The sequence below is a fragment of the Phenylobacterium sp. SCN 70-31 genome, from assembly GCF_001724605.1.
Lineage (GTDB): Bacteria > Pseudomonadota > Alphaproteobacteria > Caulobacterales > Caulobacteraceae > Phenylobacterium.
In genome coordinates this window covers 25054-38915 of sequence record NZ_MEEX01000011.1, presented here as the reverse complement: position 1 = coordinate 38915, position 13862 = coordinate 25054, and the positions used below count along the sequence as shown (strand labels likewise).

At 69.5% G+C, this 13862-nt stretch carries 14 protein-coding genes; 13 read left to right on the top strand and 1 reads right to left on the bottom strand.

The features are described from left to right. The first annotated feature begins 74 nt into the window (after window positions 1-74). Window positions 75-1289, top strand: coding sequence for a pentapeptide repeat-containing protein (locus ABS78_RS10430; RefSeq protein WP_293378203.1), 1215 nt, complete (start codon window positions 75-77; stop codon window positions 1287-1289). Here the strand turns inward: ABS78_RS10430 and ABS78_RS10425 are convergent. After that, the gene (locus tag ABS78_RS10425; protein WP_293378200.1) at window positions 1286-1888 is read right to left on the bottom strand and encodes a TetR/AcrR family transcriptional regulator; all 603 of its coding nucleotides are present in this window, start codon (window positions 1886-1888) and stop codon (window positions 1286-1288) included. The genes ABS78_RS10430 and ABS78_RS10425 overlap by 4 nt on opposite strands. Window positions 1889-1965: 77 nt before the next feature. Between ABS78_RS10425 and ABS78_RS10420 the strand changes: the two genes are divergently transcribed. The 12 genes from ABS78_RS10420 to ABS78_RS10365 all read left to right on the top strand — a co-directional run bounded on the left by ABS78_RS10420 (window position 1966) and on the right by ABS78_RS10365 (window position 13782). Further along, window positions 1966-3246, top strand: a complete 1281-nt coding sequence (locus ABS78_RS10420; RefSeq protein WP_293378197.1) for an MFS transporter — start codon at window positions 1966-1968, stop codon at window positions 3244-3246. A 40-nt stretch (window positions 3247-3286) separates the two neighbouring features. Then, window positions 3287-4180, top strand: a complete 894-nt coding sequence (locus ABS78_RS10415) for an alpha/beta hydrolase (protein WP_293378194.1) — start codon at window positions 3287-3289, stop codon at window positions 4178-4180. A gap of 85 nt (window positions 4181-4265) precedes the next feature. Further along, entirely contained in the window at window positions 4266-5849 is a 1584-nt protein-coding gene (locus ABS78_RS10410; protein ID WP_293378191.1) for an AMP-binding protein, read from the top strand. A gap of 138 nt (window positions 5850-5987) precedes the next feature. Next, window positions 5988-6911 (top strand): SDR family oxidoreductase, encoded by a 924-nt coding sequence (locus ABS78_RS10405; RefSeq protein WP_293378188.1) that lies wholly within the window; start codon window positions 5988-5990, stop codon window positions 6909-6911. A gap of 172 nt (window positions 6912-7083) precedes the next feature. After that, window positions 7084-7722, top strand: a complete 639-nt coding sequence (locus ABS78_RS10400) for a TetR/AcrR family transcriptional regulator (RefSeq protein ID WP_293378185.1) — start codon at window positions 7084-7086, stop codon at window positions 7720-7722. Next, entirely contained in the window at window positions 7722-8714 is a 993-nt protein-coding gene (locus ABS78_RS10395; RefSeq protein ID WP_293378181.1) for an NADPH:quinone oxidoreductase family protein, read from the top strand. Before ABS78_RS10400 ends, ABS78_RS10395 begins: the two co-directional genes overlap by 1 nt. Before the next feature lie 10 nt (window positions 8715-8724). Beyond that, entirely contained in the window at window positions 8725-9477 is a 753-nt protein-coding gene (gene map, locus ABS78_RS10390) for a type I methionyl aminopeptidase (protein WP_293378178.1), read from the top strand. Window positions 9478-9557: 80 nt separating this feature from the next. Next, a complete protein-coding gene (rpmH, locus tag ABS78_RS10385; RefSeq protein ID WP_012520954.1) occupies window positions 9558-9692 on the top strand; it encodes a 50S ribosomal protein L34 in 135 nt (44 codons plus the stop codon). Between the two features lie 25 nt (window positions 9693-9717). Further along, on the top strand, window positions 9718-10137 hold the full coding sequence (gene rnpA / locus ABS78_RS10380) for a ribonuclease P protein component (protein WP_293378175.1): 420 nt from the start codon (window positions 9718-9720) through the stop codon (window positions 10135-10137). After that, complete coding sequence (gene yidC / locus ABS78_RS10375; RefSeq protein WP_293378172.1) at window positions 10134-11933, top strand: membrane protein insertase YidC; 1800 nt, start codon at window positions 10134-10136, stop codon at window positions 11931-11933. Before rnpA ends, yidC begins: the two co-directional genes overlap by 4 nt. An 86-nt stretch (window positions 11934-12019) precedes the next feature. Then, window positions 12020-12586, top strand: a complete 567-nt coding sequence (yihA, locus tag ABS78_RS10370) for a ribosome biogenesis GTP-binding protein YihA/YsxC (RefSeq protein WP_293378403.1) — start codon at window positions 12020-12022, stop codon at window positions 12584-12586. A gap of 53 nt (window positions 12587-12639) precedes the next feature. Beyond that, window positions 12640-13782 (top strand): acyl-CoA dehydrogenase family protein, encoded by a 1143-nt coding sequence (locus ABS78_RS10365; protein WP_293378169.1) that lies wholly within the window; start codon window positions 12640-12642, stop codon window positions 13780-13782. Window positions 13783-13862: the final 80 nt, after the last annotated feature.

Below are 13862 nucleotides of genomic sequence, written 5' to 3'. Positions count from 1 at the left end.
TTCAGGATCGCTTAAGGCTGTCCCGCAACCGCACCTTAAGTCCGGTCGCGGCATGGTGAACGGCAAGGTCCCGAATGTCGTCCCAACCCCAGCAGCATCACACCGCGCTCGACGCCCAGGCTTTGCGCGAGGCGCTGGAGGCGCATCATCGCTATCTGGCCGGTCGCTCGGGGGGGCGGCGACTGAACCTCCATTACGCCGACCTGGCGAACTGTTCGCTCGAAGGGCTGGATCTCCGTGACGCCGACCTGACCGGCGCCCGGCTTTCGGGCGCGACCCTGGCGCGGGCCAACCTGTCGCGGGCGATCCTGTTCGGCGCCGATCTCCGCGAAGCCGACATGCGGCATGTGAACCTCAAGCGGGCGGATCTGCGCGGCGTCTGCATGCGCGGCGCCAATCTCGCGGGCGCGGAACTGGCGGGCTGCGACCTGCGCGAGGGCCGGATCGCGTTGCAGGACAAGCTGGACGGCTTTCGCATCCTGCGTCACGAGCATCGGCCGGGGGAGTTGAACTACGCCGTCCTGGCCGGGGCGAACCTCGCAGGGGCGCAGATGAGCGGCGCCGTAGCGATGACATCGGACTTCACCGACGCCAACCTGTCGGGCGCCGTCCTGACAGGCGCCAAGCTGATGCGCGCGGTGCTGGACGGCGCCGATCTGTCGCACGCGGATCTCGGCGGCGCCGACCTGACCGGGGCGTCCATGAAGCGGGCCGTGCTGAGCGGTGTGAACCTCAGTCAGGCGCGGCTCGACGACTGCGACCTGACCGGCGTGCTGCGGGCGCCGCCGCCGATCTTCTACGTCGACGACAAGTCGCTCTCGGAAGTGCTTTCCGAGCACGAGGCGTTCTGTGACACCAACGGCCGGCAGGGTCAGGTCATCAAGCTGTCCGAAGTCGATTTCCGGCCGATGAAGGCGCTGAAGAAGCGGCGGCTCTCGGGATTGTCGGCGCCCCGATCCATCTTCTTCGGCATGGACCTGGAAGGTGTCCAGCTTCAGGGCGCGGATCTGTCGGGCAGCGATTTCCGGGGCGCGAACCTGCGGGAAGCCGACCTTCGCGGCGCCCGGTTCACCCACGCGCAGCTGGCGCGCGCCGACCTTCGCGGCGCGAAGATGGGTCCGCTGACCCTGGGCGACAACCGCTTCGTCCGGACGGACTTCAGCCGGGCGTCGCTCCGCGGGGCGGATCTTCGGGGCGCCCATGCCCCCCGGGCTCGGTTCCTGGAGGCCGAGATGGACGGCGCCCGCCTCGCAGGCTGCGACCTGGCGGGTGCGGAGATGGAGATCTAGCTCGCGCCGCGCGTGTGGGCGTCGATCAGCGCTTCGGCCGCGCCCCGCGCCGCGGCGGCCGGGCCGTCCTCGCCGAAGAGCTGGCTGGTCAGGAAGACGCCTTCGATGAGCAGCAGCAGGCTGTCGGCCAGCTTCTTCGGCTTGCGGGCGCCCATCGCACGGGTCAGTTCGCGGAGGCGGTCGCGCAGCCGGCCCTTCTCCTCCACGGCCACCTTGCGGCCGGGATGAGCCGGGTCGGGATATTCGACCGCGGCGTTCGAAAGGCCGCAACCACGATAGCCGGGTTCCGTCGCCCGGCGACCGAGTCCGTCGAAATAGGCGAGGAGCTGAGCCTTCGGGTCGTCGGGATGGGCGGCGACGGCGGCGTCGAAATACGTCCAGAAGCGGTCGCCCTCGCCCTGGAGGTAGACGGCGATGAGGTGGTCCTTGGACTCGAACGCCCGATAGAGACTGGGCTTCGTGGCCCCGGCGCGCGCCACGATCTGGTCGACGCCGATGGCGCGGGCGCCTTCGCGATAGAACAGCTCGCTGGCCGTCGACAGGATCCGGTCGGCGGCCTTCGGGGCCTGGCTTTCACCGGGCGGCTTGACGTTGCTCATTGAGAGGCCTTGACGATGTTACTGACCGGTACGCATTAATCGATCGGCGAAATCAATCCGTACCGGTCAGTCACAGCATGATAGCGCGCGCGGGCCGGCTGGGCCAGAACTACGCCTGGGTGGTCGCCGGAGTCACTTTCCTGGCGCTTCTGGCCGCGGCGGGCCTGCGGTCCGCGCCGGGCGTGCTGATGACTCCGCTGCACCAGGCCTTCGGCTGGGAGCGGGCCCAGCTGTCGGCGGCCGCCGCGCTCGGCATCTTCCTGTATGGGCTCGTAGGCCCCTTCGCCGCGGCGCTGATGCAGACTCTCGGCCTCAAGCGGACGCTGCTGGGCGGCCTGATCCTGATGAGCGGCTCGACCGCGGCCAGCCTCTTCATGGCCGAACCCTGGCATTACGTCATGACCTGGGGCGTCCTGTCGGGCCTGGGCAGCGGCGCCGTGGCGTTGTCGATGGGGGCGACGGTGGTGAACCGGTGGTTCGTGCGCCGCCGGGGCGTCGCGATGGGTCTGCTGAGCGCCTCGACGGCCACGGGGTCCCTCATCTTCCTGCCGGGCATGGCCGCCCTCGCCGAGAGCGGGGGCTGGAAGCCGGTGGCGATCGCCGTGTCCGCGGCGGCGGCCGCGCTGGTTCCGCTGGTGATGTTCCTGATGCCCGAGCGGCCGGCCGACATCGGCCAGGCGCCGTATGGCGGCGACCGTATCGAGCCGCCGCCGCCCCCGGGTCGGGCGACCGACGCGCTGGCGCTGGCGCTGGGCGTCCTGGTCCGCGCATCCCGTACGCCGGCCTTCTGGCTGCTCTTCGGCACCTTCTTCGTCTGCGGCTTCACCACCAACGGCCTGATCGGCACGCATCTGATCTCGTTCTGCGGCGACCAGGGTATGATGCTGGTCCAGGCCGGCCTGCTGCTGGCGGCGATGGGTGTGTTCGACATCGTGGGCACCACGGCGTCCGGCTGGCTCACCGACCGTTACGATCCGCGCAAGCTGCTGTTCGCCTACTACGTCCTGCGAGGGCTCTCGCTGCTGGCCCTGCCCTTCCTGGAGTTCAACCTCGTCAGCCTGTCGCTGTTCGCGGTCTTCTACGGCCTGGACTGGCTGGCCACGGTGCCGCCCACGGCGCGGCTCGCCAGCGAGGCCTTCGGCGACAGGGAGGGACCGATCGTGTTCGGCTGGGTGGCCTTCGGGCACCAGATCGGCGCCGCGACGGCCGCGTTCGGCGCGGGCGTCCTGCGCGACCTCCAGGGCCGCTACCTTGAGAGCTTCCTGATCGCCGGCGCCCTGGCCCTGGTCGCCGGGTTCGCCGCGCTGGCCATCCGCAGGCCGGGCGACGGCGTCGGAGTGCGACCCGCAGCGGCCTGATCGGCTTTCCTTTCCCAGCGGCGCCCCGCTAGGAAGGGGCATGGACGGAAGCGTCGAATTCGAGCCGCGCGCGCGGCATGTGGACCTGCCTTCGCGGGGCGGGGCGATGGCGGTGCTGGATTTCGGCTCGCCGGAACGGCCGGTGGACGTGGTCTTCTGCCATGCCAACGGCTTCAATGCGCGCACCTACCGCTCGATCCTGGCGCCGCTGGCGGCCTCGATGCGCCTCCTGGCGGTCGACATGCGCGGTCACGGCGCCTCGACCCTTCCGGCCGTGGTGGAAGGCCGCGAGGGCTGGCCCGAGTTCCGCGACGACCTCATCGCCCTGCTCCGGTCGGAGACGGAGGGGGCCGTGGTGCTGGCCGGCCATTCGATGGGGGGCACCACCTGCCTGCTGTCGGCGGCGACCGCGCCCGACAGCGCGCGGCGACTGGTGCTGTTCGATCCCGTGTTCTTCGACCCGAAGCGCGCCGCCTCGGGCGAGTCCAACCCTCTGGCGGACGGCGCCGAGCGTCGGCGCGCCGTCTTCCCGGACAAGGCCGCCGCGGTGGCGGCCTACAGCGGCCGGGGCGCCTTCCGCACCTGGAGCGCCGAACAGCTGGCCGACTATGTGGAAGCCGGCTTCCGCGAGACCGAGACGGGCGAGGTCACGCTGACCTGCGCGCCCGCCTGGGAGGCCTCGAACTTCCGGACCCACAACTACGATCCGTTCCAGGCGCTTCGCGACGTCCGTTGTCCGGTCCGGATGCTGCGCGCCGAGATCGCCTCGACGGCCCGGATCGACGAGCATCGCGCCGAGGTCGACGCCAACCCGAGGCTCCGCCACGAGACGGTCCCCGGAACCTCGCACTTCCTGCCGATGGAGCGTCCCGAACGCGTTCGCATGGCCTTGCGCGACGCTGTGGAGGCGGCGACGTCCCCATCGCCCATCTAGCCGCCGCCCCGGCGTCCGTGCCATCTTCGATCTTCGAAGATCGAGAATAATATACGGCGTAAAGCCGAGGTGCGGAGGAAACGGGATGGATGCGGTGATCGACGGCCGTGGGCTGGACGCTCGGCTCGAGGCGGCGGCGCTCGACGGCATGACCACGGCGGTCTGGGCCGAGGTGCAGCCCGGCAAGCCCGCCGTGATCGACCCGGACGGGCGAACGCGCGACTTCGCAGAGGTCAACGCCAACGCGAACCGCATCGTGCGCCGGCTGCGCGCGGCCGGCCTGCAAGCGGGCGACGCGGTTGCCCTGGTCATGTCCAACCGCGGCGAGTTCGTGGAGATCCAGGCTGCGGTTCTGCGCGGGGGCTTCCGCCTCACGCCGATCAACTGGCATCTGACCGTCGACGAGATCGCCTACATTCTCAACGACTGCGAGGCGAAGGCGGTCTTCGCCGAGGCCCGGATCGCCACCGCCGGCCCGGCGGCCGACCAGACGCCCGGGCTCAAGCTGAAGATCGCCGTCGGCGGGGCCATCGACGGCTTTTCGCCCTATGAGTCCGCCCTGGACGGGCTCGATCCTTCCGACATCCCCGACCCGGTTCTGGGCAATCAGATGCTCTACACCTCGGGCACGACCGGCCGCCCCAAGGGGGTGCATCGCGCCTCGCCGGTTCTGGTCCCCCAGGCGCTGTACGCCCTGCGCGGGTACGACGCGGACTCGGTCCAGCTCTGCGCCGGCCCGGCCTATCACGCGGCCCCGCTGGCGTTCGACATCCGCGCGGCCATGGGCGCGGGCGCGACCCTCGTCTTCCTCGACAAATGGGATTCCGAGCGCACGCTGGCCACGATCGCCGAGCGCCGGGTCACGCACATGCATCTGGTCCCGATCATGTTCCAGCGGCTGCTCGCGCTGCCTGCTGCGGTGAAGGCGAAGTATGATCTCTCCTCGCTCAAGTACGTGGTGCATGGCGCCGCCCCGTGCCCGCCCGAGGTGAAGCACGCGATGATCGAGTGGCTGGGGCCCATCCTCAGCGAGTACTACGCCGGGTCGGAAGGCGGGGCGGGCTTCACGATCAGCTCCGAGGAATGGCTGCGGAAGCCGGGGTCGGTGGGCAAGCGGCCCGAGCTGCTGGGCTCGAAGATCCTGGACGAGCAGGGCGCCGAGTGCCCGCCCAACGTCTCGGGCACGATCTACCACCAGCTCCCGCCCGGCGGCGGCTTCACCTACTACAAGGACCAGACGAAGACCCAGGCGTCGCGCGTCGGCGACTACTTCACCATGGGCGACATGGGCTACTTCGACGACGACGGGTACCTGTTCCTGACCGGCCGCAGCGCCGAGACGATCATCTCCGGGGGTGTGAACATCTATCCACAGGAGGTCGACAACGAACTGATCAAGCACGAGGCGGTGGCCGACAGCGCGACGGTGGGCGTGCCGCACGACGAGTGGGGCGAACAGGTCAAGGCGGTGATCCTGCTGAAGCCAGGCTATGAGCCCTCTGACCTTCTGGCGCAGGAGATCCTGGCGTTCGCCCGCGATGCGCTGCCCAGCTTCAAGGTTCCGCGCAGCCTGGATTTCGCGACCGAGCTGCCCCGCTCCGAGGCGGGCAAGATCCAGCGCGGCAAGGTGCGAGCGCCCTATTGGGAAGGCCGGGCGCGGCAGATCTGAGCGGTTTCGTCCGAGGCCGGGAAGGCGGCGCTACATGAGGGCGGCGCCACATGAGAGCTGCCGGCGGCGCCGTGGTCGCTTGACCGACCCCACGTCAGCGCGGCCTGCTCGTCGCAACAACGACGAAGGGAGGCGACGATGGCCGAGTTGAGCCTTGACGACCTGATGTTCAAGCCGGGCCTCATGAAGGGCCAGCGTATCCTCATCACCGGCGGCGGCACCGGACTGGGGAAGGTGATGGCCGAAGCGTGTGTGGCGCTGGGCGCCGACGTCTATATCTGGGGCCGACGCGGGAGCGTCATCGAGGCGACCGCGAAGGAACTGACGGATGCTCACCCCGGGGGCGGGCGGTGCGTGGGGATGGCCTGCGATATCCGCGTGCCCGAGGCGATCCACGAGGCGATGGACGAGGTCTGGACCGGCGGCGCCCTGACCGGACTCGTCAACAACGCGGCGGGCAATTTCATCAGCCGCACCGAAGACCTGAGCCCCCGGGGCTTCGACGCCATCGCCAACATCGTCTTCCGCGGCTCGTTCTTCGTCACCCTGGACGCGGGCAAGCGCTGGCTCGCCGAGGGCCGGCACGCCTCGGTCGTCTCGATCCTGACCACCTGGGTCTGGCATGGGGGGCCGTTCACGGTGCCGTCGGCCATGTCGAAGGCCGGCCTGAACGTCATGACGCAGTCGCTGGCGGTGGAGTGGGGCGGCCGGGGGGTGCGGTTCAACGCCATCGCGCCGGGACCCTTCCCGACCGAGGGCGCATGGGCCCGCCTGAACCCCGGCTCGACCGGCGCGATGGGCGGCGCGCCCGAAAAGGCCGACCCGACCATTCCGCTGAACCGCAACGGCGAGATGCGCGAACTGGCCAACCTCGCCGTCTATCTGCTGGACCCGGGCTCGGCCTATGTGAACGGCCAGACCATCGCCATCGACGGCGGCGGCCATCTGAAGGGCGGGGGCGGGTTCGCGCGGCTGTCCGAATGGGGCGATGCGGAGTGGGCCGCCGCCCGCGACGCCATCAAGGGCGCCAACGAGAAGGATCGCGCCCAGCGCACGGTCTGACGCACCGTGCCGCCGGACCATCGGGCGCCGGCGAAGCAGGAGGCCCAGGAAGCAGGAGGCCAGGGCGCCGTCCGCTGTGTCGGGGGCGCCTTCCGCTTGCGGAAACCCTTTGCTGTCGTAGCGGACACCCCTCTAGAATGACGCGCGTCAACTTTCGCGCGTCAGGATTCGCATGTCGCAGGTCGCCTACCTCCCCGTCGAAAAGCTCTCAGGGGGCAAACGCGAGCAGACCAAGGTCCAGAACCGGCAGGCCATCCTGGACGCCGCGCGCGAGGTGTTCGGCGAACTGGGCTACGAGGCGGCCACGGTGCGCGACATCATCCGACGGACGGGTCTCGCCGCGGGCACGTTCTACAACTACTACCGCTCGAAAGAGGAGGTGTTCGCCGCCCTCGCCGACGACGGCGCCCGGCGGTTCGCGCCGGTCCTCAAGTCGCTGCGGACCCAGGGACTGTCGTTCGAAGACTTCGTCCGCGCCGCCATCGTGGCCTATTTCGAATTCATGGCCGACGAGCATGTGAGCTGGGCCGCCCGGCGCCCGGCCGGAGAGCCGCATCCCCACATCCATGGCGAGACGCCCGAGATGGCCGCCGTGTTCGCCGAGGTGAAGGATGCGATCGAGGACGCCATCGAGGCGGGCCGGGGGCCGGTCTCGGATTCCGAATACATGACGGCCGCCTGCATCGCCGTGGCGCGCGAGGTCTGCGACAAGATGCTGGAGCGGCGTCCCATCGACACCGCCGTGGCGGCCGACTTCGCGGTGGCCATGATCCTCGACGGCCTGCGCGGCCTGCCGGGAGCGCAGTGCTGATGGCCGACACCATGCGCGCGCTCGTCGTCGACCGCCTGGCCCCGGACTACCAGGGTGTCTCCGTGCGCGAGATCGCCCGTCCCGAGCCGGGTCCCGGCGAGGTCCGCGTGCGGGTGCGCGCCGCCGCCGTGAATTTCCCCGACCTGATGCAGACCCGAGGCGAGCACCAGCACAAGCCCGACCTGCCCTTCATCGGCGGCCTGGAGATGGCGGGCGAGGTGGATGCGGTGGGCCCTGGCGTGACCGCCTTCAAGCCGGGCGACGCCGTCTGTGCGGGCGGGCGCGGCGTCTTCGCGGAATATGTGGTGCTGCCGGCCGCGATCCTGCAACCCAAGCCGTCGCGGCTGAGCTATGGCGAGGCGGCGGGCTATCCCGTGGCCTACCTGACCGCCTATGTGGCTCTGGTGCGTGCGGCGGACGCCCAGCCGGGGGAGTGGGTTCTGGTGCACGGCGCGGCGGGCGGCGTGGGTCTGGCCGCCGTCGACCTGGCCCGGACGATGGGCTGCAAGGTGATCGCCGCTTCGGCCTCGGACGAGAAGCTGGCGGTGATCGGCGAGGAATACGGCCCCGAGGCGCTGTTGAACGTCACGGAGGGCTTCCGTGAACGCGTGAAGGCGCTGACCGGGGGGCGCGGCGCGGACGTGATATACGATCCCGTCGGCGGTGACATCTTCGACGACAGCGTGCGCTGCATCGCCTTTGGCGGGCGCATCCTGTCCATCGGCTTCACGTCGGGCCGGCTGCCCACGCTTCCGGTCAACATCGCCCTCATCAAGGGGTTTTCGGTCCACGGCGTGCGGGCCGGCGAATACGGGCGTCAGTTCCCCGAGAAGGGCCGCGAGAACACCGCCGCGATCTGGCGCCTGGCCGAAGAGGGCAAGGTGAAGCCGCGGGTCCACGCAGAGTATCCGCTGGATCGGTGGCGGGAGGCCTACGAGACGCTGGCTCAGCGCAAGGTGGTGGGCAAGACCATCATCCGACCCGATCTGTGAGGTGGCGTCGATGACCATCGGCAACGAAGACGACCTGGAGAAGCTGAAGGCGGCGGGCCGGTTGGTCGCCCGCACGCTCAAGGCCATGGGCGAGGCGCTGGAGCCCGGGATCACCACCCGCGAACTGGACGCCCTGGGCCGGGCGATGCTGGAGACGGGCGGCGCACGGCCGGCGCCCGAACTGACCTACGGCTTTCCCGGCGCCACCTGCATATCCGTGGGACCCGACGTGGCGCACGGTGTTCCCGGCGAGCGCCGGATCGAGGCGGGCGACCTGGTGAACATCGACGTCTCGGCCGAACTGGACGGCTTCTTCGGCGACACCGGCGCCAGTTTCGCGGTTCCGCCGGTCAGCCGGCGGGTGGAACGTCTCTGCCGGGACGGTCGCCGTGCGCTGTGGACCGGCATCCGGGCTGTCCGGCCGGGCGCCGCCCTGGGCGAACCCGGCCGCCAGATCGAGGCCTTCGCGCGACGAAACGGGTACAGCCTGGTCCGCAACCTGGCCAGCCACGGCGTGGGGGCCGCGCTGCACGAGGCGCCCACCGAGATCCCCACCTGGCATGAGCCGGGCGAGCGGCGCCGCATCACCGAGGGCCTCGTCTTCACGCTGGAGCCGTTCCTGAGCCTGGGCGCCGACTGGGTGGAGGAGACGAACGACGACGGCTGGACCCTGCGGCCGCCGGGCGGCGAACCGACGGTGCAGTACGAGCACACCCTGGTGGCCACGCGCCGCGGGCCGGTGGTGGTGACCCTGGCGGAGTGAATGAACCGCGGCCTGGCGGTTGACACACCCCGGACGTTCCACTATCCACCGCCGCTCGATTTTCGACCGGAGCCACTCTCGTGAAGCGGACCTTTCAGCCGTCCCGACTCGTGCGCAAGCGCCGTCACGGCTTCCGCCTGCGCATGTCCACCAAGAACGGGCAAAAGATCCTGGCTCGTCGCCGCGCCAAGGGCCGCAAGCGTCTGAGCGCCTAGGCGCGCCATACGGTAAGGTGTCCGCATGGCGGACGCCGGGACTGTCATCCAGAGATTGAAGACGCGCAGCGAGTTTCTCGCCTGCGCCCAGGCCCCCTTTTTCGCGAAGGGGGCCGTCGTCGTGCAGGCGCGTCCGCGCGGCGATGGCGATCCGAGGATCCGCGTGGGCTTCACCGCCACCAAACGCATCGGCGGCGCCGTCGAGCGCAACCGGGCCAAGCGCCGCCTGCGCGAAGTCGCCCGCCTGATCCTGCCCCAGCATGGCGCGCCGGGCGTCGACTATGTGCTGATCGCCAGAGGCGGGACCATCGGCCGCCCTTGGCCCCGTCTGCTTGACGACGTGAAAACCGCGCTGATAAGGCTCGGCGCCGACCGCGCGGCCCCCCATCCGCAGACTTCAGCGCCGCCCCCTCCCGCCGACGGAAGCCCCGCGTCCCGCCCATGAGAGACGACAACACCCGCAACACGATCATCTTCTTCGTGTGCGCGGCCCTTCTGCTCCTGGTCTACCAGGTGTTCGTCATCGACCCGCAGTCGCGCCGTCAGGCCGAGGAGCGCGCCCGTCAGGCGCCGGCCGCGGCGACGGCGTCCGCCGCCGGGCCTGCCGCGCCGGCCGTGCCTCAGGCCGTCACGCGCGACGCGGCGGTCACCGCATCGCCCCGCGTCCCGATCGCCACACCCTATCTCAAGGGCTCTCTGTCGCTGCGCGGCGCCCGGATCGACGACCTCTACCTGCTGATGCACCGCCAGACCCTGGCGAAGGATTCGCCGCCGGTGGAGCTGTTCCGGCCCGAGGGGACCCAGTACGCGTGGTTCGCCGATACGGGCTGGACCGGCGCCAACGTCCCGGGCCTGCCCGGGCCGCAGACCGTCTGGACCCTGGCCGAGGGCTCCACGCTGGCGCCCGGCCAGCCGGTGACCCTGACCTATTCCAACGGCCAGGGGCTGACGTTCACCCGCATCATCGCGGTGGACGACAAGTACATGTTCACCGTCACCGACACCGTCGCCAACACCAGCGGCCAGCCCGTCACGCTGGCGCCCTACGGATCGGTGCAGCGCCAGGGCGTGCCGCCCACGGCAGGCCGCAACGGCGTGGTCCACGAAGGCGGCATGGGATGGCTCGAGAAGCGCCGGCCGCTGAAGTACGCCAAATGGCAGAAGGACGGCTCCAGCCCGACCTATACGGCCCAGGGCGGATGGATCGGAATCACCGACCACTACTGGCTGGCCGCCATGATCCCGGCCCAGAACCAGCAGATCCAGGGTCAGTACCGTCTGACCCGCGCGCCCGGCGTCAACGTGCTGGACGCCAACTTCGTGGGCCAGGCCCAGGCGATCGCGCCCGGCCGACAGATCACCATCTCCACCCATGTCTTCGCCGGCGCCAAGAACGCGCCGATCCTGCGCGACTATCAGGACAAGCTGAAGGCGGCGCACCTGGACGAGGCCATCGACTGGGGCATGCTCTGGTTCCTGACCCGGCCGGTCTACGACTTCCTGTCGTGGCTCTACGGCCATGTCGGCAACTTCGGCGTCGCCATCCTGATCCTGACGGTCGTGGTCCGCCTCATCTTCTTCCCCCTCGCCAACAAGCAGTACGAGGCGATGACGAAGATGAAGAAGGTGCAGCCGGCGATGACCGAGCTGCGCGAGAAGTACAAGAACGACCCGCAGAAACAGCAGCAGGAGCTCCTGGCGCTCTACCAGAAGGAAAAGGTGAACCCGCTCGCGGGCTGCCTGCCGATCTTCCTCCAGATCCCGGTCTTCTTCGCCCTCTTCAAGGTCCTGCAGCTCGCCATCGACATGCGGCACGCGCCGTTCGTGGGCTATATCAAGGACCTCTCGGCGCCCGACCCCACGACGATCTTCAACCTGTTCGGCCTGATACCCTGGGATCCCGGCACGCTGCCCATGATCGGCAGCCTGTTCGCCTACGGGACGCCGCCGGGCTTCCTGCACATCGGCGTGCTGCCGATCCTGTACGGCTTCACCACCTGGCTCACCACCTCGATGAACCCGCCGGCGCCGGACCCGATCCAGCAGCGGATCTTCCAGCTCATGCCGATCCTGTTCACCTTCATCCTGGCCCAGTTCGCGATCGGCCTGCTCGTCTACTACACATGGTCCAACATCCTGACCGTGGCCCAGCAGTACGTGATCATGCGCCGGTTCAAGGTGGACAACCCGATCGACCAGATCATCCGCCGCCTCCAGGGCAAGCCGAAGGAGGCCGGGTGACCGGCCCCGCCGCCCCGGAGTCCGGGTTCGACGCCGAGGCCCTCGAGGCGGCGCGGGTCTTCTTCGCCCATCCCGTGACGTTCCTGATGGGCGCGGTGCGCATGGACGGCCTGCCGCCGGCGGACCTGCCCGAGGTGGCGTTCGCCGGCCGGTCCAACGTCGGCAAGAGTTCGCTCATCAACGCCGTCACCGGGCGAACGCACCTGGCGCGGGCCTCGACCGCGCCCGGCCGGACGCGCGAGATCAACTTCTTCGTGGCCGACGACACCCTGCGGCTCGTCGACCTCCCGGGATACGGCTTCGCCAAGGTCAGCCGGGGCGAGAAGAACAAGTTCCAGAACCTCGGGCGCGCCTATCTTCGCGGCCGGCCGAACCTGAAGCGCGCCTACCTGCTCATCGACAGCCGGCACGGCGTGAAGGACCTGGACCTCGAGGCCATGGAGGCCTTCGACCTCGCGGCGGTCAGCTATCAGGTCGTCCTGACCAAGGTCGACAAACTGCGCGGCCGCGACCTGGAGCAGGTCCACGCCGAGACCACCCGCAAGATCGCCCGCCGTCCCGCCGCCTTCCCGCGCGTGCTGGCGACCTCGTCCGAGAAGGGCGAGGGCATCCCCGAACTCCGCGCCGAGATCCTGGCGGCCTGCGCCGCATAGGCTGACCCCGCGTAATCACGCTAAGCGACGGGCCTCTGCGAGGAACCCGCCCGATGATCGACACCGCCGCCCGTCCCGTCTTCGACGAAGAGCTGAACCTGTTCCGCGACCAGGTCCGGAAGTTCTACGAGCGCGCGCTCCTCCCGCATCTGGACCGCTGGGAGGAAGACGGGATCATCGACCGCGACTTCTGGCTGGCCTGCGGGGAGGCCGGAATCCTCTGTCCCACCGTGCCGGCCGAGTACGGCGGCCTCGGGCTGGACTTCCGCTACAACGCCGTGATCTCGGAAGAGCTGTTCTATGCGGGCTCCTCGGCGGGGATCACGCTCCAGTCCGACATCGTCGCCGACTACATCGCCAACTACGGCTCGGAAGCCCAGAAGCTGGAATGGCTGCCGAAAATGGTCTCGGGCGAGGCGATCACGGCCATCGCCATGACCGAACCCGGCACCGGCTCGGACCTTCAGGCGGTCCGCACCACGGCGATCCGCGACGGCGATCATTATGTGGTCAACGGCTCGAAGACCTACATCACCAACGGCCAGAACGCCGACCTCGTCATCGTCGTGGCCAAGACCGATCCGACCCAGGGGGCCAAGGGCATCTCCCTGGTCCTCGTGGAGACGACGCGCGAAGGCTTCAAGCGCGGTCGCAACCTCGACAAGGTGGGCCAGAACTCGGCCGACACCTCGGAGCTGTTCTTCGAGGACGTCCGCGTTCCGGTCGGAAACCTGCTGGGCGACGAGGGCAGAGGCTTCTCGTACCTGATGAGCCAGCTTCCGCAGGAGCGTCTGGGCATCGCCCTTCAGGCCCAGGCCGGCGCCCAGCGCGCCTTCGACGAAGGCGTGAAGTTCACCAAGGAGCGCAAGGCGTTCGGCCAGACCGTCTTCGACTTCCAGAACACCCGTTTCACCCTGGCGGGGCTGAAGGCGAAGCTCCAGGCGGGTTGGGCGCACCTCGACTGGGCCATCGCACGCCATCTGGAAGGAAAGCTGACCGCGGCCGAGGCCTCGGCGGCCAAGCTTTTCCACACCGAACTGCAATGGGAGGTCTGCGACGCCGCCCTGCAGCTTCACGGCGGCGCCGGCTACATGAACGAGTACCCGATCGCCCGGCTGTGGCGCGACGCCCGCGTCCAGCGCATCTACGGCGGCACGTCCGAGATCATGAAGGAAGTGGTGTCGCGCACCCTCTGAAGGCCGTCCGGTCGAACAGGCGTTGCGTCGGACGCCCGACGCAACAAGCGGGGCCGTTTGCGCGTTCAACCCGGGTCCCA

Bases quoted from the DNA above. Each gene is read 5' to 3' on its own strand.
- ABS78_RS10430 (WP_293378203.1), top strand. From the start codon at position 75: ATGTCGTCCCAACCCCAGCAGCATCACACCGCGCTCGACGCCCAGGCT.
- ABS78_RS10425 (WP_293378200.1), bottom strand. From the start codon at position 1,888: ATGAGCAACGTCAAGCCGCCCGGTGAAAGCCAGGCCCCGAAGGCCGCC.
- ABS78_RS10420 (WP_293378197.1), top strand. From the start codon at position 1,966: ATGATAGCGCGCGCGGGCCGGCTGGGCCAGAACTACGCCTGGGTGGTC.
- ABS78_RS10415 (WP_293378194.1), top strand. From the start codon at position 3,287: ATGGACGGAAGCGTCGAATTCGAGCCGCGCGCGCGGCATGTGGACCTG.
- ABS78_RS10410 (WP_293378191.1), top strand. From the start codon at position 4,266: ATGGATGCGGTGATCGACGGCCGTGGGCTGGACGCTCGGCTCGAGGCG.
- ABS78_RS10405 (WP_293378188.1), top strand. From the start codon at position 5,988: ATGGCCGAGTTGAGCCTTGACGACCTGATGTTCAAGCCGGGCCTCATG.
- ABS78_RS10400 (WP_293378185.1), top strand. From the start codon at position 7,084: ATGTCGCAGGTCGCCTACCTCCCCGTCGAAAAGCTCTCAGGGGGCAAA.
- ABS78_RS10395 (WP_293378181.1), top strand. From the start codon at position 7,722: ATGGCCGACACCATGCGCGCGCTCGTCGTCGACCGCCTGGCCCCGGAC.
- map (WP_293378178.1), top strand. From the start codon at position 8,725: ATGACCATCGGCAACGAAGACGACCTGGAGAAGCTGAAGGCGGCGGGC.
- rnpA (WP_293378175.1), top strand. From the start codon at position 9,718: ATGGCGGACGCCGGGACTGTCATCCAGAGATTGAAGACGCGCAGCGAG.
- yidC (WP_293378172.1), top strand. From the start codon at position 10,134: ATGAGAGACGACAACACCCGCAACACGATCATCTTCTTCGTGTGCGCG.
- yihA (WP_293378403.1), top strand. From the start codon at position 12,020: ATGGGCGCGGTGCGCATGGACGGCCTGCCGCCGGCGGACCTGCCCGAG.
- ABS78_RS10365 (WP_293378169.1), top strand. From the start codon at position 12,640: ATGATCGACACCGCCGCCCGTCCCGTCTTCGACGAAGAGCTGAACCTG.